Below are 22,368 nucleotides of genomic sequence, written 5' to 3'. Positions count from 1 at the left end.
TCGAGAGGACACCCCGTGCTGCAGGGTCAGCGCACGATGTCCGTGGTCGTCGGGATCGCCAACTCGGTCGCCGAGACATGGGTGAGATCACCGTGATGGGTCAGCGCGAACTTCGAGGTCCGCAGGCCATAACCGATCCCGGCCTTCACCTCTCCGTCCAGATAGCCGTGCAGACAACCCGCCACGAAGGAATCTCCCGCTCCAGGACGGTCGATCACCGGCACCGGCTGCACCTCGTAGATCTCCTGGCCCTCGACACCGCAGTAGTAGACGCCCGCAGTGGCATCGGTCGACACCACATGGCGCACTCCGCTCCACTCGTACAGGAGGCGGTTCACCGTGGGCCCGTCCCCATCGATCCCGAAGACCTTCGTACCGTCGGCCCGAGAGCAGAAGAGGATCGACACCTTGTCCAGCAGCGGTTCCAACACCGAACGCGCCTGTTCAGGACTCCACAGCAAGCTGCGATAGTTGACATCCAGAGCCACATCGACCCCCCGAGCTGCCGCCTGCTCCACCGCATGGGTGACCACGGCTGCAGTCTGCTCGGTCAGCGAGGCCGTGATACCGGTGACGAAGAGCACCCGGGTATCCAGCAATCCGTCCCAGTCGAAAGTCTCCGGAGTGATCTCCCGGAACTTGGTGTGCAACCGGTCGTAGGTCACCCGAGCCGGCATGGGCGGATCACCGGGCTCCATGAAGTACAGAGCGATCCGCTCATCACCGGTCCGGATGACATGGGACAGGTCGACTCCGACGGATCGGTACTCCCCCATCACCCGAGTACCCAGATCAGTCGTCGGGATCACCGACGCCCAGGTCGTACGCCGGGAAAGCTGGGCCAGCAAGCCGGCGACATTGGCCTCGGAACCCGCCGCAGTCATCCGTAGCTGGGTCGCTGTGCTCAACCGGTCGCCTTTGCCGACGGTCAGCCTGATCTGTCCCTCACCGAAAGTGGCCAGGTCGTAGGTCGTCATCGTGTCACGCCCTTGCTCGCGTTCGCGGTGCCATAGCGGTTCTGGTAGCGGTCCCAGTTCGCTTCGATCTCTTCCTCGGGCAGCCGGGTGACCGCGCCAAGACCACGCGCGATCGCCACGGTCGCCGCGACGTCCTCGACCATGACGGCAGCTTGCAGGGCCTTGTCGATGTTACGTCCGACCGTGAAGACGCCGTGCTGGCGCATCACGATGGCCGGGGAACGTCCGATGGAACGGACGATCTCGGCGCCGATCTCGTCCCCGCCGATGGAGGCATATCCTCCGCAGGGGATGTCACCGCCGAACTCGTCGGCGATGGCGGTCAGACAGCACGGGATCGGCTCTCCCACGGCAGCGAAGGCCGTGGCATACCGCGAATGGGTGTGCACGATCGACATCACGTCCGGTCGTTCCCGGTACACCGCGAGATGGGATGCGGTGTCCGAGCTGGGACCGCGATCCCCAGCGACCACCTTGCCGTCGAGATCGACCACCACCATGTCGGTGGGTTTCATGTCGTCGTAGAGCATCCCCGAAGGTTTGATCGCGATCAGACCGGTCTGTGGGTCACGCGCCGACAGATTGCCCCCGGTCCAGGCCACCAGACCGTGCTTGGGCAGTTCCAGGTTGCCCCGGCAGACCTCTTCACGAAGGCGTACGACCGAAGCCGGGAGTTCCTGGCCCGCAGGTACCCGCGTGGTGGAGACGACGACCCCGGCATGAGCAAGCCGACCCTCGATGAACTCCCGCGCGCAGACCGCCCGCTCGAGGCCACCTTCGGCGTCGTCATTCCACATCTCGATCATCATCCGACCGGACCAGCCCTGCCGTGCCAACTCGGCGAAGGCGACATCCCAGTCGACGATCCCGCCGCCCATCGGCACTCGACGCGGCTCGCCACGGCGAACGTCCTTGACATGGATCGCCAGCATCCGGCCTTCGCCCCGGGCGAGCTCGGCCTCCATCGGCAGCCCCTGCTCGGCGATATTGCCGACATCCGGGTACAACTGCAACCACGGCGAATCGATCTGTTCGACCACGGCCAGCGCCTCGGAGACCGAGTCGATGTCGTGACCGTCGACATTCTCGATACCCAGGAGGATCCCGCGACGGGCTGCGTGCTCGGCCCCTTTGCGGAGACAGTCGACGTAGAACTCGCGTGCCTGAGGATGCGCCTTCTCGTAATAGTTGTAGTAACCGGCGAGTTGCACCACGGGGATGCCCAGGTCCGCAGCCAGGTCGATCCCTTGGAAGAGCACCGTACGGGCTTCCTCGCGAACCACCGGGTCACTACTACCTGGTCCGACCCTGCGGTGCAGGGACAGGCACAGACCGCCCAAGGCGATACCGGCGCGGGCTGCTGCCTGACGGACGGCCACACGCTCGGCCATCGTCCAGTTCAGCCGGGCCGCGCGCTCGGCGCTCTCGTCGACGGACAGGTCGATGAAGGCGAAACCTCCCCTCGCCACCTGGGCGAAGAGGTCGTCGTAGGAGCCGTTGAAGCACAGCGCCTTCTCGTAGATACCGAGCTCGACGCAGGGAACCGCGGCAGAGCCTGCGTCCTCCGGAAGATCGGTGACAGCTGCGAGTGCGCTCATCCGGCCCACACCCTGGTCATCTCGTCCTTGAGCGTGCGGGCGGCTGCAAGTGGATCGGCGGCGCCGACGACAGAGCGTCCGGCGATGACGATACCGACCGGATGCCCGGCGAAGGTGGCCAGATCAGCGGCGGTGATCCCGCCGGTGATGGTGACGGTGAAACCCATCTGGGCCAGTTCGTCGACCCGGGCGAGATCCTCCGCTCCCCAGGAGAGGTCGCCGGAGGCTTCCCGGTCCCGGGAACGTTTGACGATGACATGCTCGACACCGAGTTCCCGCCAGGTGCGGGCCCGCTCGGGGTCGTACCACTCATCGGCGAGCTCAACCTGCACCTCACCGCCGTGCGTCCGGGCCACGGCGACGACCTGGCGGACCGTCTCCAGGCTGGCTCCGGCGACGACCGACACCAGGGAAGCACCGGCCTCGAAAGCCATCGTGGAGAGGATCTTCCCGGCCTCCGCGATCCGGATGTCCGCCAGGACGGGGGTCTCGGGGAAGGCTGCTCGGACGGCACGCACTGCGGACATCCCTTCGGCCAGGCAGAGCACCGTCCCGACCTCGATGACGTCGATGGCCGGCGCGGCCTGCTGCAGTGGCCGCAGTGCGCTGGGGAGGTCCGGAGTGTCGAGCGCGATCTGCAACCTCGGGGAGGTCACTGCTGTTTCCCATCGGCGAAGGCGAAGAACTCACGGGCGTTGCCGACCAGGAGGTCCTGGACGTACTCGCGGTCGACGCCCTCGTCGATGAGGCGGGGGGCGAAGACGGCCGGGTCGAAGTCGATGCCGGTGACCGACCCGTAGACCTTCTGGTACGAAGCTTTTCCGGAGTCGGTACCCAGGAGGACCTGCTTGCCGAAGCCGTCCGCCTCGAAGGAACGGACCAGGTTGACCCGGTGGTGGTCGGGTAGGTACTTGATGCGGTTGGTGCCATCGAGCTCGAGGTAGCAACCGAGCTTCATGATCTGCTCGAGGTACCAGACATCAGCATTGCGCTGGACGTGCCCGATGGCGGTCTTCTCCGGGACGGCACCCAATCCGAGGAGGAACCGGGCCTGCTCGAGGGCCGCGGTTCCGGCCGAGGTGTGGGTGTTGATCGGGCAGCCGGTCTCCTTGTGGGCGATGACGACCGCTTCACCGGTCTTCTTCTCCCAGTCGGTGATCCTCCCGTAGGCCGTGGCCCACTTCAGGACGCCGGCTTTGGAGGCATTGCGCTTCACCAAGGGGCCCATGTAGTCGTACTCGTCGACGCCCTCACAGATGTCGGCGATGAGGAGATCGGCGATCTGGTTGACGGTGTACTGGTACACCCAGGTGGTGTGGACCTCGAGGTAGACCTTCTGCTGGTGGAACCCGGAAGCGACGACGACCTGCAGGTCCTCGACCTTGTCGTCCACCTCGTTGAGCTTGGTGATCGAACGCCCGCAGGCGGCCGGGCACATGTCGATGACGGTGCCGCCGGTGGACCAGTTCTTGCTGGCCTCGACGAAGTAGGTGGCCTCCTGTGCTGCCTTGTCGACGTCGTCGAGCATGTGATCGCCGTCGATGTAGACCTCACCGGCACCAACGCGGATGAGATGGTCGTGGGCATTGACCACGCCGAGGGTCGAAGGGTCGACGTCACCTTTGATGGTGCGGACGAACGACATATTCCGTCACTCCTTTGTGCCAGGGCCCCCGAGAGATGCGGCCCGCCTGCTCTCAGATGTACGCCGGGAAAGAGGAGTCGACACAACCCGCAGAAGCACATCTGTGCATATTTAGCGGAGATAGGCCCGGATAAATAACCAAAAAGATGCTGTTTACAAGATCAGTGGTCATCCTGCTCTTCTTCTAAAAAGCACATTCGTGCACACTTGGCCCGTGCAGGAAGCTCGTGAACATCTCTCTCTCCTCGCCCAGGTGTCCCGGTGGTACTACTTGGACGGGCTCAGTCAGGACGAGATCGGGAAGAGGATCTGCCTCTCCCGTTCCCGGATCTCCCGGCTGCTCTCCGAGGCCCGGCGCCGGAAGATCGTCCGTTTCGTCATCGGCCACCCACTCGAACGCGCCATGGCCCTCGAGGAGTCGCTCTGCTCCCGGTTCGGTCTGCGTGACGCCCGGGTCGCCCAATGCGGTGAAGGAATGAACCCGCTCACCGCTGTCGCGTCCACCGCCGCAGAGGTCCTCGTCGATGTGTGTCGGCAAGCCACTGTGCTCGCCACTTCCTCGGGTACCACCTTGAGCGCCGTGGTCGAACAGCTTCCGCACCAGTCGCTGCACGACTTGTGCGTCGTCCAGATGATCGGCGCGCTGTCGAAGGACAGCCCGGTCACCGACTCCCCGGACGTGACCCGGCGCATCGCCGAACGTTTCGGCGCGACCTACCGACTCATGCCTGCGCCGCTGCTGGTCGGCTCGCCCCGGCTCGCCCAAGCGCTGCGCAGGGAGGAGTCCGTGGCCAATGCCTTGGCGCTGGCTTCCCACGCCGACGTGGCCATCGTCGGGATCGGGGCGATCGACCGCGCCGGAGTGTCCGGCCCGATCTTCCAAGGATGGTTGGCCCCCGCCGAAGGCGACTACTTGGCCGGGCTAGGCGCAGTCGGCCACATCTCCGGACATCATTTCGATGCGAACGGGCGCCACATCCAGGCTTCCTTGTGCGACCGGGTGATGGCCGTCCCCTTGGCCCGGTTGAAGTCCATAGACAAGGTCGTCGCCGTCGCCGCCGGGACAGAGAAGGCCCAGGCGATCCAGGGCGCGCTCCGCGGCGGCTACGTCGATCTGCTCGTGACCGACACCGCGACCGCTCAAGCAGTCCTCGCCCTGCCCTGACCGACGCCTCGCCGTCTCCACCACGGCCTCGGATCGCTCCCTCCTCACAGACGTACTCACCGACGGGTCGAGTCGGTGACCTCACCCACCAGTTCCTCCAAGACGTCCTCCAGGAAGACCACCCCGGTCACCACGCCGTCACGATCGACGACCCTGGCCAGATGAGCCCCGCTGAGCTGCATACTCACCAAGACATCCTGGATCTCGTCATGAGGTGACACCGTCGCCAGCGGGCGCACCCTCTTCCACGGCAGAGTCTGTGACCGCTCCACCTCATCGGCGTAGAGCACATCCTTCAGATGCACATAGCCCGCCAGGTCACCGGAAAGGTCCGTGATGGGCACCCTGCTGAACCCGTGCTTCGCCACGACCCGCTCCACATCCTCCGGAGTACACCCGCGGGCAAGGGTCACCAGGTCGGTCGAGGGAACCGCGACATCAGCCGCGACGCGCTCCCCGAAGGCCAGCACCCGCCGGGCAAGACCATGCTGGTCGAACCCGAGAAGTCCTTCCTTGGCGGATTCCACGACGATACGGTCGACCTCCTCGGCCGTATACGCGCTACTCACCTCGTCCTGAGGTTCCACCCCCAGGACACGGACCAAGGACTTGGCCACCCATTCCAGAACCCGGATCACCGGCCCCAAGGCCCGGGTGACGTACAACAACGCCGGTGCCAGCCACAAGGCTGCTCGGTCCGGCCCAGCGATGGCCAGGTTCTTGGGCACCATCTCCCCCAGGGCCACATGGAAGTACGCCACGATCAGCAAAGCCATCGACAGCCCCACCACATGGGCCACACCCTCGGGGAGCCCCGTCCGGGCAATCATCGGCGCCACCAGATGATGGATGGCGTCCTCGGCCAAGGCTCCCAACAAGAGCGAACAGACCGTGATACCCAACTGCGCACAGGCCAGCAAGCTCGACGCATGTTCCACAGCGACCAGAGCCAGCTGAGCCGACCGCCGTCCTTCCTGTGCCAGAGGCTCAAGCTGACTCCGCCGGGCCGTCATCACCGCGAACTCCGCGCCCACGAAGAAGGCATTCCCCATCAGAAGCAGCACGGAGATCGCCAAGGCCATCCCCGGGGTCACCGTGGGTCTCCGGTCTCTCGAGGCAAAGCTGCCTCGTCGGATTGCTGGGCGATGGGATCGACCGGCAGGAGACGTACCCGCTCCACCCGACGTCCGTCCATCCCCTCCACCCGGATGTGCCAGCCCACGATCTCGACCTCGTCCCCCACCGAAGGGATCCTGCCCAGCAGCGCCATCATGAAGCCGCCCACCGTCTCGTAGGACGCATCTTCCGGTAGGTCTGCGCCTACCCGCTCACGGACCTCGTCCACCCGCCAGGACCCCGGGACCGTCCAGCACCCACGCACATCACGACGGGCCGAGGTCAACTGCCGGTCATGTTCGTCGGCAACCTCCCCCACCAGTTCCTCGACCACGTCCTCCAAGGTGACCACCCCTGCAGTACCGCCGTATTCGTCGACGACCACAGCGAACTGGTGGCCACCACCACGCAATAGACCCAGCAGTGGCTCCAAACCGATCGTCTCGGGAACCAGAACCGGGGAACTCATCAGCCCAGACGCCGGAACCGACTCCCGCCGCTCGTGAGGCACCGACACCGCTTGTTTCACGTGCACCACGCCGTCCACGTCGTCCCAGTCGTCGCCGAGCACCGGAAAACGGGAATGTCCGGTTCTCCACGCAGTGGCCACCACGTCGGCCGCCGAATCCGTACGTTCCACCGCCACGCAGCGCACCCGCGGCGTCATCACATCCGCCGCAGTGCGGGAGCCGAAATCCAAGGACCTGGCCACCCGGGTGGCCAGGTCCTCGTCCAAAGTGCCCACCTGCGCACTGCGCCGCACGATCGACGCCAGCTCCTGAGGGGTACGGGCACCGGAAAGCTCCTCCTGCGGACGCACTCCGAAGGACTCCAGCACAGCATTGGCCGAACCGTTCAACGCCACGATCAACGGACGAACCATCGCGGTGAAGAACCGGACCGGGACCGCCACCACCTTCGCCGTCGCCAAGGGAACGGATATTCCCAGGAACTGGGGCACCAGCTCTCCGACGACCATCGAGAACAACGTCGCCACGGCCAGCGCCACCCCGGAGGCCACCGCCGGCGCATTCTCCACGGGCACCCCCACAGTCGCGACCGGACCGGCCAGCAAGGCCCCCACCGAGGGGGTGGCGACATATCCCAGGGCCAGCGTCGTCAGAGTGATCCCCACCTGGGCACCGGACAGCTGTGTGGACAAGGCCGTCAACGACGGCAGTACCGCACGCGCAGCAGCGTCCCCGTTCTCGGCCGCATGACTCACGCTGGAGCGGTCGAGAGCCACCAGCGAGAACTCGGCCGCGACGAAGACGGCCGTTCCCAGGGTCAACAGGACCCCCGCGCCGACGAGGAGCCACTCGGTCATAGTGGTCGCCATCCTAATCCGCCCCAAAGCGGACACGGGGGGGAGAACATGTCCCGATCAGTGGGATCAGCAGCCCTTCGACCTCGTTCGCCTTCTTCCGGAACCGCACCAGCCGCCCGGCGCGGGGTAGCCTGGCACCGGCGGACCAGCGATGTCGTCGGGTGGTTCGTCATGTGTCCTGGCCGTCACCGGCGACATACGAAAGAGGCGAGTCCGCCGTGGCAGAATTGCCCGCTCCGAACGATCCCACCGCCAGCTTCGGGCCCAATCAGTGGCTCGTCGACGAGCTCTACGAGCAGTACTTGCAGGACAAGGAGTCCGTCGACAAAGCATGGTGGGCCTTCTTCGACGGGTATGCCCCTCGCCGTGAGAACAGCGCTCCCACGGCTGCGGCCACTGCGGCGTCCGCCCCCGAGTCCACCCCTCCGACGGCGAGCGCGGACGGCCAGGCCGCGCCCCGGACCGAGGCCGGTGCGCGAACCTCCGAGAGCACGGTCAGGCCATCGTCAGCCACGGCGACATCCCAGGCCGCTTCCGATCAGAAGGAACCCGTGGAAAAGGACGGTAAGGGAAAACCTGCTTCTCCGCCTCGGAGTACGACGGTTCAACGTCCTCCTGCTCAGCAGAAGGAGCCGGTGGCCGCGCCTGCGGTGCCGATGGGCAAGACCCCGACCCCTCGCGACACCCCTCAGGTGAGCCCCCCTCAGGTGCAGGATGCCGAGAAGATCAAAGCGATCAAGGGCCCGGCTGCTCGCATCGTGACGAACATGGATGCTTCGCTGCAGGTACCTACCGCGACCAGCGTTCGTGGGATCCCGGCGAAGTTGATGATCGACAACCGGATCCAGATCAACCAGCATCTCCAGCGCACTCGCGGTGGGAAGATCAGCTTCACCCACATCATCGGGTACGCGATCGTGAAGGCGCTCGCCGAACTGCCCGACATGAACTGCAGCTACCGGGTTGACGAGAAGGGCAAGCCACAGTTGGTCCGCCCTGCCCATGTCAATTTCGGGTTGGCGATCGACCTTCCGCGGCCCGATGGCACGCGAAGCCTCGTGGTGCCGTCGATCAAAGCGGCCGAGACGATGGACTTCTTCCAATTCTGGAATGCCTACGAGGAGCTGGTCCGCAAGGCTCGCGGCAACAAGCTGACGGTCGATGATTTCGCCGGGACGACGATCTCGTTGACCAACCCTGGTGGGATCGGCACCGTGCAGTCGGTGCCTCGGCTGATGCAGGGCCAGGGGTGCATCATCGGTGCCGGCGCGCTGGACTATCCGGCGGAGTGGCAGGGTGCGAGTCTGGAGACCGTCGCCCGCCAGGGGATCAGCAAAATCATCACGCTGACCAGCACCTATGACCACCGCATCATTCAGGGTGCGGCTTCGGGCGATTTCCTGCGGATCATCCACCGTCTGTTGCTCGGCGAAGACGGTTTCTACGAGGAGATCTATCGCAGCCTGCGTATCCCGTACGAGCCGGTGCGGTGGAAGCGCGACCTGGTGGCGAGCCATGAGGACGACCTGTCCAAGGCAGCGAGGGTGCAGCAGCTGGTCCACGCCTACCGGGTCCGCGGTCATCTGCTCGCGGACACCGACCCGTTGGAGTACCGGATGCGACGGCACGACGACGTCGCACTGGAGACGTACGGGCTGACCTTGTGGGATCTGGACCGGGAAGTCGCCACCGGTGGTTTCGGTGGCACCGAGCGAGCCACGCTCAGGGCGATCCTGGATGTGCTTCGGGACAGCTACTGCCGCACCATCGGCGTGGAGTACATGCACATTCAGGACCCGGATCAGCGGTTGTGGATGCAGCAGAAGATCGAGGTCAAGGCGGAGAAGGTCAGCCGGGACGAGCAGATGCGTATTCTGCGCCGGCTCAATGCTGCTGAGGCTTTCGAGACTTTTCTGCAGACGAAGTACGTCGGGCAGAAGCGGTTCAGTCTCGAGGGTGGCGAGTCCGTGATCGCCTTGCTCGACCGGGTGTTGTGCCGGGCCGCCGAGGACGGCATGGACGAGGTGTGCATCGGCATGCCGCACCGCGGCCGGCTCAACGTCCTGGCCAATATCGCCGGGAAGAGTTATGCGCAGATCTTCCGCGAGTTCGAAGGAACCCAGGACCCGCGCAGCGTCCAGGGTTCGGGCGATGTGAAGTACCACTTGGGTACCGAAGGCGTTTTCGAGTCCGAGGACGGGAAAACCACGAAGGTCTACCTGGCGGCGAACCCCAGCCACTTGGAAGCGGTCAACCCGGTGCTGGAAGGCATCGTGCGGGCCAAGCAGGACCGGCTGGACCTGCACGGTGAGGAGTTCACCGTTCTGCCGCTGCTTCTGCACGGTGATGCGGCCTTCGCCGGCCAGGGTGTCGTCTTGGAGACCTTGCAGTTGAGCCAGCTGCGAGGTTACCGCACCGGCGGAACCGTTCACGTCGTGGTCAACAACCAGGTCGGATTCACCACTGCCCCCACGAGCTCACGCAGTTCGGTGTACTCCACCGACCTGGCCCGGACGATCCAGGCGCCGATCTTCCACGTCAACGGCGACGACCCCGAGGCCTGTGTCCGGGTCGCCGAGCTGGCCTACGAGTTCCGTCAGAAGTTCGCCAAGGACGTCGTCATCGACCTGATCTGCTACCGGCGTCGCGGCCACAACGAGGGCGACGACCCTTCGATGACACAGCCACTGATGTACAAGCTCATCGAGGCCAAGCGCAGTGTCCGCAAGCTGTACACCGAAGCGTTGGTCGGTCGCGGCGACATCACCCTGGAGGACGCCCAGGCCGCCTTGCAGGACTACCAGGGACGGCTGGAGCAGGTCTTCCTGGAGACCAAGGAAGCAGCCAAGGCCAAGCCTGCGGCTCCGTCGGTGGGAGCAACCACCGAGATCGACGGTTTGGAGCGGCCCGAAGCACAGGTCGAGGACGAGGTCCGGGCGCATCGCAGTCATTCGACCGCGATCAGCACCGGGTTGTTGCACAAGATCGGTGACCTGTGGACCAGCTGGCCGGAGAGCTTCGAACCGCACAAGAAGCTGCGCGGCATGCTGGAGAAGCGCACCCAGATGACACGCGAGGGCGGGATCGACTGGGGAATGGGCGAGCTGATCGCCTTCGGGTCGTTACTCAGCGAGGGGACTCCGGTGCGGCTGGCCGGTCAGGACTCCCGACGGGGCACCTTCGTGCAACGGCATGCCGTGCTCATCGACCGCACCAGTGCCGAGGAATGGACGCCGCTGCTCTACCTGGGCGACGGCCAGGCCCGTTTCTGGGTGTACGACTCCTTGCTGTCCGAATTCGCCGCCATGGGCTTCGAGTACGGGTACTCGGTGGAACGTCCTGACGCGCTGGTCTGCTGGGAGGCCCAGTTCGGTGACTTCGCCAATGGCGCTCAGACCATCGTCGACGAGTTCATCTCCAGTTCCGAACAGAAGTGGGGTCAGCGTAGTTCCGTCGTGCTCCTCCTCCCCCACGGTTATGAGGGGCAGGGGCCGGACCACAGCTCGGCGCGGATCGAGCGGTACCTCCAGTTGTGCGCCCAGGACAACATGACCGTTGCCAATCCGAGCACTCCGGCCAGCTATTTCCACCTGCTACGTCGCCAGGCCTACTCCCGGCCGCGCAAACCCCTGATCGTGTTCACCCCGAAGCAGTTGTTGCGCCTACGCGCGGCGACCAGCGCAGTCGAAGATTTCACCAGCGGAACCTTCGAACCGGCGATCCATGACAAGGCACCGCTGGACGGGGGCGCGGTGACCCGGGTGCTGCTCGCCTCCGGGCGGGTGGTCTACGACTTGGAGGCGGAACGCGAGCAGCGCCAGGACGGTGCGACCGCCATCGTCCGGGTGGAACAGCTCTACCCGACTCCTGGCCGAGAGATCGCCCAGATCGTGAAGCATTACCCGAACGCCGAACTGGTTTGGGTGCAGGATGAACCCGCGAACCAGGGTGCTTGGCCCTTCATGATGGTGAATCTTCCGCAGTCCTTGGCCGAGAACGGTGAACAACGGCCGATCCGGGTGGTCTCCCGGGCTGCTTCGGCATCTCCGTCCACCGGCTCGCACAAGCAGCACGAGATCGAGCGGGCTGCGCTGATGCGGGAGTCCTTCGACCGCTGATCGACCGGTTCCCTTCCGGTCAACCAACCGACGGCTTTCCCTCAACTCACCGGGGACGGGGCGCGTGCCCCTGTCCCCGGTGAGTGCTGATGTGCGGCAGAATGCATCTCGTGTACTTCACCGACCGTGGAATTGAGGAGTTGTCGGCCCGTCGCGGCGATGAGGAGATCACGTTGGACTGGCTGGCCGAGCAGCTACGCACCTTCGTTGATCTGAATCCGGAATTTGAGATTCCGATCGAGAGGTTCGCGACCTGGCTTGCACGGCTCGACGACGACGAGGACTGAGTAGGCCTGTGAGCAACGAAGAGAGCAAGCCCAGCGGCGCGGGGGCAGCCCCGATGGAGTTCATCGCCAGCGCGGACGCGCTCGCTGCAGACGGGCCACGTGACGTCGGCCTGGTCTTCATGGGGGATTCCTTCGTCGCCGGTTACGGCGACCCCAAGGCACTGGGGTGGGTGAGCCGGGTAACGGCCCGCACCGCACACCCCGACCTCAATGTGACGAGCTACAACCTGGGCATCCGGGGACAGTCGTCCGCCGATCTGCTGAACCGATGGCGGCAGGAGGGCGCACCCCGTTGGGAGGGTCGACGGGAACGTCGGCTCGTGATGGGGGTCGGGCACGGCGACATCGACCAGGAGCTGACGATCGCCCGTTCCCGGCTCAACATGGCGAATATGTTGGACGAGGCGACGGCACGGGGCATCTCACCCTTCGTGGTCGGTCCACCGCCGACCCTCGACGCCGACTTCAACCATGCCCTGGAGCCGTTGGTCGAGGCCCAGTCCGATGTGTGCAGCCGCCGCAGCATCCCTTACGTCGACTGCTACTACCCGTTGCTGGAGCACGAGCAGTGGCTGGCCGAGCTGAGCGCCACCGAGGACCAGCGCCATCCCGGACAGGCCGGTTACGGGTTGTTGGCCTGGCTGGTTCTGCACGGTGGCTGGGAGCACTGGTTGCAGATCGCGCCCTGAGCGTTGTCGCCCGGGTTCGGGGCGTCCGTTGGCTTCCGCTCCGGACACCCCGAACCCGGCCTTCACTCAGTCGACGAGCCGGAACCTGCGCAGCAGGGAGACCCGCCGGTCACACGGTAAGAACGATCTTCCCGAAGACATCTCCCGACAGGAGCTTCTCGAAACCAGCTCGTGCTTCGGGGAGTGGCAGGGTCGCCTCGACCGGGAGTTTGAGGTCATGCCGGTCGACCAAGGTCGCCAGGCGTTCCAACTCGTGCCGGTTCCCCATCGTCGAGCCGACGACCTTGAGCTGGCGGAAGAAGATCTTCGTCAGCTCGGACCGGGGCGGAGCGTCGCCGCTGGTTGCACCCGAGATCACGATGGTCCCGCCAGGACGCAGCACGTTCACCGAGTGCGACCAGGTCGCTGCACCGACGGTCTCCATGACGGCGTCGACCTTCTCCGGGAGCCGAGCCCCCGGTTCGAAAGCCGCCTCGGCGCCGAGAGCGAGCGCTTGTCCCCGTTTGTGTTCAGAGCGGCTCGTGACCCAGACCCGTAGACCGGCGGCGACGCCCAACCGGATGCAGGCGGTGGCCACTCCGCCTCCGGCTCCCTGCACCAACACCAATGAACCCGGAGTGACCTGGGCGTTGGTGAAGAGCATCCGGTAGGCGGTCAACCAGGCGGTGGGCAAGGCGGCAGCTGTCTCCCAGCTCATCCCGGCCGGTTTGGGCACCAGGTTGGTGTCCGGCACCAGGACCTTCTCCGCGAGAGTCCCCTGATGGACCTCGGAGAAGAGCGAACGACGCGGGTCGAGGGTCTCGTCCCCGGACCATCCCGGCGAGGCGATGACCCCGTGCAGGATCACCTCCCGTCCGTCCGAAGTGACTCCGGCTCCATCGCAGCCCAGGATCATCGGCAGTCGTTCAGCAGGCAAGCCCACGCCGTGGAGGGACCACAGATCGTGGCGGTTCAACGTGGCCGCACGAAGGTCGACGACCGTCCACCCCGGGCGTGGTTCAGGTTCAGGTCGCTCCCCCACGACAAGACCGGACAGGGGGTCGGTGGCGGACTGGCTGGCGCAGTAAACGGCAAGCATGGGTCGACACTATCGAGTGGGGGAATCTCTGGACGGCAAGGCTGACGGCGGTGAAGCTCCCTGTCCTCGACCGCGGTTCTGGAAGGCCTTCGGCGGGGATAGGCTAGAGCGGCAATCCGCAGGGCAGCAAGGGAGGCATTCGTGCTGACGCAGTCGCCGACGAGCCGAGCGCGCCTGCGCCGTTGGTTCTGGGCCGCGATGGACATGTTGATGTGGGTCGTGGCCGTTTTCGCCACGGCCTATCTTCGCTATGACGTCCTCAATGGGCAGGTGGCTCCAGCGAGCCTGTTCGGCATCACCCTGACCTTGGCCCTGGGATGTGCCCTGTGCCAGCTCGCCGTAGGCACCCTGCTCGGCCCGTACCGGGTCAGCCACACCCGCGGCTCCTACGAGGAGACCTTCGACCTGATGCGGTCGATGTTCATCACGATCATCATCGCCAGTTTCGTCGTCTTCTTCCTGTGGCATCCGGACTATCTGCCCCGGGCCACCCCGGCCCAGGGCGGTGGCTTCGCCATGCTGGGCGGCTTCGGGATGCGACTGTTCTTCCGGATCTTCCGCACCCATGAATTGCGTGAACGCGCCGATGCCGAGGAACGAGCCATCATCTACGGCGCCGGGGACACCGGGCGCCGACTGGTGAAGAGTGCATTGCGGGAGCAGGAGGCCCGCATCCTGCCGGTGGCCATGCTCGACGACACCCGAGAGCGCCAGCGGCTGCGGATCGAAGGGGTCCCCGTCCGGGGGACGAAGAACGACCTCGTCCAGGTCGCCGAGTCCGCCAAGGCGACCATGCTGATCGTCGCAGCCCCTCATGCCACCGCTGCCGATCTCCGGGTCCTGTCCGAAGGTGCCAACGAGGCCGGGTTGAAGGTCAAGATCCTGCCCTCGCTCTCCGACGTCCTCGATCCGAGTGCCACCGCCGAGGGCGGGGTCCGGGATCTGCGGGACCTCGACCTGACCGACCTGCTCAGCCGTCCTCCGGTACAGCTGGACACCACCGCGATCGCTGCCCAGATCCAGGGTCGGCGGGTACTGGTCACCGGGGCAGGCGGGTCCATCGGCTCTGAACTGTGCCGACAGATCGCCAAGTTCTCACCTGAACGTCTTTTCCTCCTGGACCGTGACGAGTCGGGCCTTCAGGCCACTCAGATGAGTTTGACCGGCCAAGGACTGCTCGACAGCGACGATCTGCTCCTGGCCGACATCCGTGACCCCGAAGGGCTACGGCTGGTCTTCGAACAAGCACGACCCCAGGTGGTCTTCCACGCCGCTGCGCTGAAACATCTACCGCTGTTGGAGAGCTTTCCGCTGGAGGCCTGGAAGACGAATGTCCGTGGCACGCTGAATGTCCTGGAGGCCGCTGCCGGAGTCGGGGTGGAGACCTTCGTCAACGTGTCGACCGACAAGGCCGCGGACCCGACCTCCACCCTGGGCTACAGCAAGCGCTGTACCGAGCGGCTCACCTCCCACTTCGCCCGCAATCGTCCCGGACGTTTCGTCTCGGTCCGTTTCGGGAACGTCCTCGGCTCACGGGGATCGATGCTGCACGCCTTCACCGCTCAGATCAAAGCCGGCGGGCCGGTCACCGTGACGCACCCGGACGTGCGCCGCTATTTCATGCTGATCCCCGAGGCCTGTCAGCTCGTGCTGGAGGCCGGGACCATCGGCAATGACGGCGAGGTGATGGTTCTGGAGATGGGCGAGCAGGTCAAGATCGTCGAAGTGGCCCGCAACCTCATCCGGATGTCCGGCAAGAAGGACGTCGAGATCGTCTTCACCGGGCTCCGTCCCGGCGAGAAGCTCGGCGAGGATCTCTTCTCCGACGAAGAGGGACGTCGTGCGACCGCTCACCCGCTGGTGGATGCCGTCGACGTCCCTGCGTTGGACCCCATGCTCGTGTTGGGAACGGCTCTGGCCGACCCGGTCTCGGCCTACGAATGGATGCGTGGCGCCGCCCTCGGCTCAGATGCCGATCATGTGATTCCCGCGACAGGGTGCCGCCCGGTGTCCACCAGCGGTACCCCCCTGGACGGAGGGCAGAAGGCCGTTGACGGCCCATTGCCCAATGTCGAGGCCACCGCACCCTGAACCGCCCTGTTTAAAGGAGAAGCGCTCCCATGACCAGCTTGTCTGGCGCTACTGTCGCCATCACGGGTGGAACCGGTTCGTTCGGTTCCACGATGGCCCGTCGACTGCTCGAAGACGACATCGCTGCGGTGCACATCTTCAGCCGCGACGAGGCGAAACAGCACGAGATGCGGCTGCGCTTCAGTGATTCCCGTCTCCGCTTCTTCCTGGGCGACGTCCGGGACGCCGAGAGCGTGGGCAAAGCTTTTGTCGGCGCCGACTACGTCTTCCATGCCGCAGCGCTGAAACAGGTACCCAGCTGTGAATTCTTTCCTCAGCAGGCGGTGAAGACGAACGTTCTGGGCAGCCACAATGTCGTCGAGCAGGCCGCAGCTTCCGGGGTACGTTCCGTGGTCTGCCTGTCGACCGACAAAGCGGTCTACCCGGTCAATGCGATGGGCATGACCAAAGCCCTGATGGAGAAGACCGCTCAGGCCTTCGCCCGACAGCAGCCCGACAGCCCCACCACCATCTCGGTGACCCGCTACGGCAATGTCATGTACAGCCGAGGAAGCGTCATCCCGCTCTTCGTCCAGCAGGTCATGGCCGGCATCCCCATGACCATCACCGAACCCAGCATGACCCGTTTCCTCATGTCCTTGGAGGAATCGGTCGACCTGGTCACCTACGCCTTCCAGCACGCCGAACCGGGCGATCTCTTCGTCCGTAAAGCACCGGCCTGCACTGTCGAGGTCCTGGCCCGGGCGGTTGCCGACCTGTTGGGCAAGCCGGGGCATCCCATCTCGGTCATCGGATCGCGGCACGGGGAGAAGCTGCACGAGACCTTGCTCTCCCGTGAGGAGATGGTCAAGGCCGAGGACCACGGCGACTACTACCGCGTGCCGGTCGACGCCCGCTCCATGCAGTACGAACAGTACTTCGAGGAGGGCACCCAGGAGATCACCCAGATCGGGGACTACACCTCGGAGAACACCGATCGTCTCGACCTGGCCGGGACCAAGGACCTGTTGATGATGCTCCCGGAGATCCAGGCCCTGGTCGAGGGCGCCCGATGAAGGTCGTCGTCACGGGCTCTGCGGGTTTCCTCGGCTGGCACACCAGAGCGCGACTGTCGACCCTGACCTCGGTGGACACGGTCGTGGGCATCGACCGGGCAGCTTTCGCGACCCAGGACTTGGAAGAGGCGCTGGCCGATGCCGATGTGGTCCTGCACATCGCCGGAATCAATCGCGCCTCGCAGGAGGAAGTCAGAGACGGCAATGTCGCCTTGGCCGACCGGCTCGCCGAGGCGATGGACAACAGCGGCTCCCGAGCCCGCATCGTGGTGGCCGGTTCCCTCCAGGCCGACGGAACAGGCGATGAGGAGACCCCCTACGGGGTTGGCAAACGTTTGGCCGCCGAACGACTCACTGCTTTCGCCGAAGAACGCGGATTGTGCTGCGTCGAAGTGAGATTGCCGAATCTGTACGGCGAGCACGGGCGCCCGGAGTACAACAGCTTCGTGGCGACCTTCGCCCACCGGATCGCCTCCGGGCAGATTCCTCAGGTCACCGGCGATCGTGAGATCCCGCTGCTTCATGTGCAGGATGCCGTGGCCGATCTACTCGCTGCTGCTTTCGAGCAGGACCCACCGGCGCTGCTCCGCCCGACTGCGGTGGTGCCCCTGCGCATCTCCTGGGTGGCCGACCGGCTCGCTTCCTTCCATGACTGTTATCGCACCGGGCAGATCCCGGTCCTGGCCGATGCCGTCGACATCCACCTGTTCAACGTCCTGCGCGCTGCGATGTGGGATCAGGGCGTCAGGTCCTTCCCGTTGACCCCACACGCTGATACCCGCGGCTCGTTCGTCGAGGTACTGCGTCAGCATGGCGGATCCGGGCAGAGTTCCTTCTCCACGACCGTGCCCGGAGTGACCAGAGGGGATCATCTGCATTTCCGCAAGATCGAGCGTTTCGTGGTGGTGCGCGGGCGGGGAGTGATCCGGCTGCGCAAGGTCCTCACCGACGAAATCGTGGAGATCGAGGTCACCGGAGAAGCACCTCTCGCCGTGGACATGCCGACGTCGTGGACGCACTCGATCACCAACACCGGCGATGAGGAGATGCTCACCCTCTTCTGGATCAACGAGATGTACGATCCGGCCGACGCCGATACCTACCCGGAAAAAGTACTTCCCCCGCAGTCCACCGAGATGAGCTCGAGAGAAGGAAAGCAGCCATGACCAAGGTGATGACCGTCGTGGGCACCCGCCCGGAGATCATCCGTCTGTCCCGGGTCATGTCCCGACTCGACGAGACCGTCGATCACGTCCTGGTCCACACCGGGCAGAACTATGACTACGAACTGAACGGGATCTTCTTCGAGGAGATGGGGATCCGTAAGCCTGACCACTTCCTCGACGTCGACACCAGTTCTCTGGGTGCAGTGCTCGGCGGCGTACTGACGAAGGTCGAACAAGCCATCCAGGAAGAGTCACCGGACGCGCTGCTGGTCCTGGGGGACACCAACTCCTGTATCGCCGCCGTGATGGCCCGCCGGATGCGCGTCCCGGTCTACCACATGGAAGCCGGCAACCGCTGCTTCGACCTGAATGTGCCCGAGGAGACCAATCGGCGCATGGTCGACCATGTCTCGGACTACAACCTGGTATACACCGAGCATGCCCGCCGGAACCTGCTTGCCGAAGGAATGCACCCTCGTCGGGTCCTGCTCACCGGCTCCCCGATGAAGGAAGTACTTGACCACCACGCAGGGCAGTTCGCCGCTTCGACCGTATTGGCCGATCTGGGGCTGACCCGAAGGAAGTTCCTCCTGGTCAGCGCTCACCGGGAAGAGAATGTCGACTCCCCGGCACGACTCGAGTCCCTTCTGAACTGCCTCGAAGCAGCGCAACGGGCCTACAACGTACCAATGTTGGTGTCCACCCACCCCCGCACCCGTAAACGTCTGGACGCCTTGGTGCAGGGCACAGGACGTGTACTGTCCAAGGACATCATCTTCCATGCCCCCTTGGGCTTCGTCGACTACGTGCGCCTCCAGCAGGAGGCACTGTGCGTCCTTTCCGACTCCGGGACCATCAGCGAGGAATCATCCATTCTGGGGTTCCCCGCGGTGACTCTGCGCGATGCCATCGAACGTCCCGAGGCCCTGGACACCGGTGCCATCGTGATGACCGGGCTGGATCCGGAGAATGTGGTCGAGGGCATCCGGACCGTCCTCGCTTCCTGTGACGAGCAGGGCGACATCCACCCGGTGCTTCCTGCCGATTACGCCATCGACAACTGCTCACAGCGAGCGGTGAACTTCATCCTGTCGACGCACCGTCGACACGAGCAGTGGTCGGGAATCCGTACGCCGTGACCACGAACAATCCTGTGGAGTCGGCGGAGGACGGCCGCCGCTCCACAGAGCTGATCGGCGTGCGTGAGCGGCTTCATCGGATTCTTTCTCCGCTGTGGGCTGCTGGTCCGACGATGATCGTGGTCGCCGGGCTTCTGCTGACATGGATCAGCCAGATCTCCTTGCGGGTCAAAGGTCTCTGGCTGGCACCCATCGGTCTCCTCCTCCTCGCAGTCTTCGTCGTCACAGCAGCCTGTCTGTGGCGTCTGACCTGGTGGCGTTCACGTTCGGTGATCCTGTGGGTGGCTTTCTGGGTGGCATGGGCCGTCAGCGCGACAGTCACCTGGAACACCCAGCCCGGAGCAACCGGGAAAGCCGCTCGTAGTGAGCTCTCCCTGATGGCCGCATCAGCCGCGATCACTGGAGCGATGATCCTGCTTTCCCGGGGAACTCGTGCCGGACAGTACGGATTCCGCACCTTGTGGGTCTTGGTGCTGGCCACCACCGCCCCGGTGGCCGTCATGGAGATCCTGTACGACGAGCACATCGTCGTCACCCGTTGGGTCGAGTGGTATTTCCAGCCGCACATTCCAGCCGGAACCTTCTCCAACCCGAACAACTACGCCTGTGTACTCGTCGCTGTCACCGGGACTTTGCTGGCTTGGTCCTTGGACCGGGTTCCCCGATGGGTCGGTGTGGTCTTCCTGGCCACCGCAGGAGCCACCACCTGGTTGATCTGGACGACACTGAGCCGAGGCGCGGTCGGCGCCGTGGCCCTGCAGCTGGTGGTGGTCTCGATCGGCATTGCCGCCCGTCGAGGGTGGTGGGCGGCGGTCCGTCGTTCCCGTACGGCCCGGTGGGTCGCCATCTCCTTGGCGTCCGCCCTGGGGTTGCTGATCGCGGCAGCTTTCCTCGTTCCGGCGCTGGCCGACAAGAACCCCTTACTCCGGACGCCCAAAGCTGGTGAAGAGGAGTCCGACGGGCTGCGGATCAATCTGATCCGCGCTGGGCTGCGTTACTGGGAGAGCAGTCCGTTGTTCGGCACCGGCCCGGGCACCTTCGAATATCGCCTGGGGCAGGAAAAACCCGTAGGGATCGAAGACCTGACCATCAACGCCCACAACGGTTTCATCGAAATCCTCAGTCAATACGGACTTTTCGTAGCCATTCCTTTTCTGGCACTCCTGGCGTACTGCTGCCGACACACCGTGGGACTCCACAGCACAGCGGCTGACGCCGAGGTCGTCTCCCGTCGAGTTGAGATCGGTTGTCTGCTCATCGCTCTCACCGTGACCGGGGTCGTGGTCAGCTCCTCGCTGGCGCTACCGATGTGGTTCGTCATGCTGGCACATGTCGTCACCCTGAGCTGGCGTGCTGAAACAGACCGCAAGGAAAGGTCACAGCTCACCGACGAAAGTCACATATCTCGCCAGACAGAACAGACTGGTGTCCCCGGCTGAGGAGCCGGTTAAGATAAAGACGCGAAAGGGAGTAGTCCCCCGCGCCCTCGTCGACATACTGGTGCCGAATGAACTCAGCACCCGGTGGGGGCGGTCACCGACAGACAGGCCTCAGGCCAGCTCGGTGGCGGACGAGACTTTCGGCCGAAAGCGCAACCGTGTACACGCTAGCGTCGGCCGAAGACTCCCCAGCGCGGGCTCTCCGGTCGGCACCTGACCGAGAGCCCCGCCATGTACGCCTTTCTCCTGTCCACTGCGGTGATCTTCGCCGCTGAACTGGGCGATAAGAGCCAGTTGATGGCTATGACCTTCGCCGCTCGTTACCGCCCGCGAGACGTCCTGATCGGGATCACCACAGCCACTGCACTGGTGCATCTGGCCTCCGTCGCCCTGGGGCGGGTCGTCGGCAATGCCTTCGCAGACCGGCAATGGATCATTTCCATCGTGGCAGGGATCTCTTTTCTCGCCTTCGCTGCCTGGACCCTTCGTGGAGACGAACTCACCGACGCCGAGGCGGACAAAGCCAAGCACAGCACCGGCGCTGCCATCGTTGCCGTCGGTGTCGCTTTCTTCCTCGCCGAGCTGGGCGATAAAACGATGCTGGCCACCGTCGCACTGGCCACCAAGGAGGAATGGTTCGGCACATGGATCGGTAGCACTCTGGGGATGGTGGCTGCCGATGCCCTGGCCATCGTCGTAGGGGCCGTTCTCGGCCGCAAGCTCCCCGAAAAGGTCATCAAGATCGGCGCGGCAGCAGCCTTCGCGATCTTCGGGCTACTACTCATCGCCGAAGGGTTCGGGGCCTTCCACGCCTGAGACGCCGGTGGGGTGCGGTCACTGGGCAGTGACCGCACCCCACCGAAAGGTCCACGTCGCTGACGATCAGTCCTGCGGACGCAGGCTCTCCCCCTCCTGGAGGTAAGTGCGACCGGTCTGCGGGCAACGCCACAGATCGTCACCCGCTTCTTCCAGAGGAACCCCCGCCTCGCCGACCCAACGGATCCGACGCGCCGGCGTCCCCGCCACCAAAGCGTAGGCCGGGACATCCTTGACCACGGTCGACCCCGCGGCCACCAGGGCCCACTTCCCGATCGTCACCGGAGCCACACACACCGAACGGGCACCGATCGACGCGCCGTCCTCGACGGTGACTCCCACATGCTCCCAGTCGTCACCGCGCTTCAAGCTGCCGTCCGGCGAGATCGACCGCGGGTAATGATCGTTCGTGAAGACCACGGCCGGGCCGACGAAGACGCCATTGCCCAGCTTCGCCGGCTCGTAGACCAGGGCGTAATTCTGCAGCTTGCAGTTGTCGCCCATCACGACACCCGAGCCGACGTAGGCGCCACGGCCCACGATGCAGTTCTCCCCGAGGACCGCGTCCTCACGGACCTGGGCGAGGTGCCAGATGGAACTTCCGTCACCGATCTGTGCCTGTTCGGACACATCTGCAGTGTCGATGATACGGACGGACATAA

The 22,368-nt window shown here is 64.9% G+C and carries 18 protein-coding genes; 10 read left to right on the top strand and 8 right to left on the bottom strand.

Annotated features, from left to right (window positions below; genetic code table 11):
* Positions 1-26: 26 nt before the first annotated feature.
* Genes DX923_RS03600 through DX923_RS03585 form a run of 4 tightly spaced genes read right to left on the bottom strand, consistent with a single transcriptional unit; the run spans position 27 to position 4,220 of the window.
* Positions 27-977 carry a sugar kinase gene (locus DX923_RS03600; RefSeq protein ID WP_116112751.1) on the bottom strand — a complete coding sequence of 317 codons (951 nt, stop codon included), beginning with the start codon at positions 975-977 and terminating at the stop codon, positions 27-29.
* Positions 974-2,575 (bottom strand): L-ribulose-5-phosphate 3-epimerase, encoded by a 1,602-nt coding sequence (locus tag DX923_RS17000; RefSeq protein ID WP_346218096.1) that lies wholly within the window; start codon positions 2,573-2,575, stop codon positions 974-976. The genes DX923_RS03600 and DX923_RS17000 overlap by 4 nt, the downstream gene beginning before the upstream one ends.
* Complete coding sequence (locus DX923_RS03590; RefSeq protein WP_116112750.1) at positions 2,572-3,231, bottom strand: 3-dehydro-L-gulonate-6-phosphate decarboxylase; 660 nt, start codon at positions 3,229-3,231, stop codon at positions 2,572-2,574. Before DX923_RS03590 ends, DX923_RS17000 begins: the two co-directional genes overlap by 4 nt.
* Positions 3,228-4,220, bottom strand: coding sequence for a phosphotriesterase family protein (locus tag DX923_RS03585; protein ID WP_116112748.1), 993 nt, complete (start codon positions 4,218-4,220; stop codon positions 3,228-3,230). The genes DX923_RS03590 and DX923_RS03585 overlap by 4 nt, the downstream gene beginning before the upstream one ends.
* A gap of 214 nt (positions 4,221-4,434) precedes the next feature.
* Between DX923_RS03585 and DX923_RS03580 the strand changes: the two genes are divergently transcribed.
* Positions 4,435-5,385 (top strand): sugar-binding transcriptional regulator, encoded by a 951-nt coding sequence (locus tag DX923_RS03580; protein ID WP_162872756.1) that lies wholly within the window; start codon positions 4,435-4,437, stop codon positions 5,383-5,385.
* Positions 5,386-5,441: 56 nt separating this feature from the next.
* On the opposite strand, the gene DX923_RS03575 is transcribed toward DX923_RS03580, so the two are convergent.
* Positions 5,442-6,479 carry a hemolysin family protein gene (locus DX923_RS03575; RefSeq protein ID WP_116112745.1) on the bottom strand — a complete coding sequence of 346 codons (1,038 nt, stop codon included), beginning with the start codon at positions 6,477-6,479 and terminating at the stop codon, positions 5,442-5,444.
* The gene (locus DX923_RS03570; protein ID WP_116116132.1) at positions 6,476-7,828 is read right to left on the bottom strand and encodes a hemolysin family protein; all 1,353 of its coding nucleotides are present in this window, start codon (positions 7,826-7,828) and stop codon (positions 6,476-6,478) included. Before DX923_RS03570 ends, DX923_RS03575 begins: the two co-directional genes overlap by 4 nt.
* A 218-nt stretch (positions 7,829-8,046) precedes the next feature.
* Here DX923_RS03570 and DX923_RS03565 point away from each other — a divergent pair, with 218 nt between their 5' ends.
* The 3 genes from DX923_RS03565 (at position 8,047) to DX923_RS03555 (ending at position 12,922) form a co-directional block, all read left to right on the top strand.
* Positions 8,047-11,946: a multifunctional oxoglutarate decarboxylase/oxoglutarate dehydrogenase thiamine pyrophosphate-binding subunit/dihydrolipoyllysine-residue succinyltransferase subunit gene (locus DX923_RS03565; protein WP_116112743.1), complete on the top strand. Its 3,900-nt coding sequence runs from the start codon at positions 8,047-8,049 to the stop codon at positions 11,944-11,946.
* A 110-nt stretch (positions 11,947-12,056) separates the two neighbouring features.
* Positions 12,057-12,233: a DUF6104 family protein gene (locus DX923_RS03560; protein WP_006501496.1), complete on the top strand. Its 177-nt coding sequence runs from the start codon at positions 12,057-12,059 to the stop codon at positions 12,231-12,233.
* A gap of 8 nt (positions 12,234-12,241) precedes the next feature.
* Positions 12,242-12,922 (top strand): GDSL-type esterase/lipase family protein, encoded by a 681-nt coding sequence (locus tag DX923_RS03555; protein ID WP_116112742.1) that lies wholly within the window; start codon positions 12,242-12,244, stop codon positions 12,920-12,922.
* 109 nt (positions 12,923-13,031) lie between these two features.
* Here the strand turns inward: DX923_RS03555 and DX923_RS03550 are convergent, their stop codons facing one another.
* Complete coding sequence (locus DX923_RS03550; RefSeq protein WP_116112740.1) at positions 13,032-14,000, bottom strand: zinc-binding dehydrogenase; 969 nt, start codon at positions 13,998-14,000, stop codon at positions 13,032-13,034.
* A 141-nt stretch (positions 14,001-14,141) separates the two neighbouring features.
* Here DX923_RS03550 and DX923_RS03545 point away from each other — a divergent pair, with 141 nt between their 5' ends.
* The 6 genes from DX923_RS03545 (at position 14,142) to DX923_RS03520 (ending at position 21,706) form a co-directional block, all read left to right on the top strand.
* Positions 14,142-16,091, top strand: coding sequence for a polysaccharide biosynthesis protein (locus DX923_RS03545; protein ID WP_116112739.1), 1,950 nt, complete (start codon positions 14,142-14,144; stop codon positions 16,089-16,091).
* Positions 16,092-16,120: 29 nt separating this feature from the next.
* Positions 16,121-17,146, top strand: coding sequence for a polysaccharide biosynthesis protein (locus tag DX923_RS03540; RefSeq protein WP_116112737.1), 1,026 nt, complete (start codon positions 16,121-16,123; stop codon positions 17,144-17,146).
* Positions 17,143-18,312, top strand: a complete 1,170-nt coding sequence (locus DX923_RS03535; RefSeq protein WP_116112735.1) for an NAD-dependent epimerase/dehydratase family protein — start codon at positions 17,143-17,145, stop codon at positions 18,310-18,312. The genes DX923_RS03540 and DX923_RS03535 overlap by 4 nt, the downstream gene beginning before the upstream one ends.
* The gene (wecB, locus tag DX923_RS03530; RefSeq protein WP_116112733.1) at positions 18,309-19,451 is read left to right on the top strand and encodes a non-hydrolyzing UDP-N-acetylglucosamine 2-epimerase; all 1,143 of its coding nucleotides are present in this window, start codon (positions 18,309-18,311) and stop codon (positions 19,449-19,451) included. The genes DX923_RS03535 and wecB overlap by 4 nt, the downstream gene beginning before the upstream one ends.
* The gene (locus tag DX923_RS03525) at positions 19,448-20,890 is read left to right on the top strand and encodes an O-antigen ligase family protein (protein ID WP_162872755.1); all 1,443 of its coding nucleotides are present in this window, start codon (positions 19,448-19,450) and stop codon (positions 20,888-20,890) included. Before wecB ends, DX923_RS03525 begins: the two co-directional genes overlap by 4 nt.
* Positions 20,891-21,121: 231 nt before the next feature.
* Positions 21,122-21,706, top strand: a complete 585-nt coding sequence (locus DX923_RS03520) for a TMEM165/GDT1 family protein (protein ID WP_116112730.1) — start codon at positions 21,122-21,124, stop codon at positions 21,704-21,706.
* 66 nt (positions 21,707-21,772) lie between these two features.
* Here DX923_RS03520 and DX923_RS03515 read toward each other — a convergent pair whose 3' ends face one another.
* A complete protein-coding gene (locus DX923_RS03515; protein WP_116112729.1) occupies positions 21,773-22,366 on the bottom strand; it encodes an acyltransferase in 594 nt (197 codons plus the stop codon).
* Between the last annotated feature and the right edge of the window lie 2 nt (positions 22,367-22,368).

Origin of the sequence: Austwickia chelonae (assembly GCF_003391095.1) — a bacterium.
GTDB classification, from domain to species: Bacteria; Actinomycetota; Actinomycetes; order Actinomycetales; family Dermatophilaceae; genus Austwickia; species Austwickia chelonae_A.
The sequence above is the reverse complement of the archived record's forward strand: the minus strand, read 5'-3'. Positions and strand labels throughout refer to the sequence as shown.

What these genes read in the sequence shown, in the direction of transcription:
- DX923_RS03520 (WP_116112730.1), top strand. Translation starts at nt 21,122, where the DNA reads ATGTACGCCTTTCTCCTGTCCACTGCGGTGATCTTCGCCGCTGAACTG.
- DX923_RS03550 (WP_116112740.1), bottom strand. Translation starts at nt 14,000, where the DNA reads ATGCTTGCCGTTTACTGCGCCAGCCAGTCCGCCACCGACCCCCTGTCC.
- DX923_RS03535 (WP_116112735.1), top strand. Translation starts at nt 17,143, where the DNA reads ATGAAGGTCGTCGTCACGGGCTCTGCGGGTTTCCTCGGCTGGCACACC.
- DX923_RS03585 (WP_116112748.1), bottom strand. Translation starts at nt 4,220, where the DNA reads ATGTCGTTCGTCCGCACCATCAAAGGTGACGTCGACCCTTCGACCCTC.
- wecB (WP_116112733.1), top strand. Translation starts at nt 18,309, where the DNA reads ATGACCAAGGTGATGACCGTCGTGGGCACCCGCCCGGAGATCATCCGT.
- DX923_RS03570 (WP_116116132.1), bottom strand. Translation starts at nt 7,828, where the DNA reads ATGACCGAGTGGCTCCTCGTCGGCGCGGGGGTCCTGTTGACCCTGGGA.
- DX923_RS03515 (WP_116112729.1), bottom strand. Translation starts at nt 22,366, where the DNA reads ATGTCCGTCCGTATCATCGACACTGCAGATGTGTCCGAACAGGCACAG.
- DX923_RS03600 (WP_116112751.1), bottom strand. Translation starts at nt 977, where the DNA reads ATGACGACCTACGACCTGGCCACTTTCGGTGAGGGACAGATCAGGCTG.
- DX923_RS17000 (WP_346218096.1), bottom strand. Translation starts at nt 2,575, where the DNA reads ATGAGCGCACTCGCAGCTGTCACCGATCTTCCGGAGGACGCAGGCTCT.
- DX923_RS03540 (WP_116112737.1), top strand. Translation starts at nt 16,121, where the DNA reads ATGACCAGCTTGTCTGGCGCTACTGTCGCCATCACGGGTGGAACCGGT.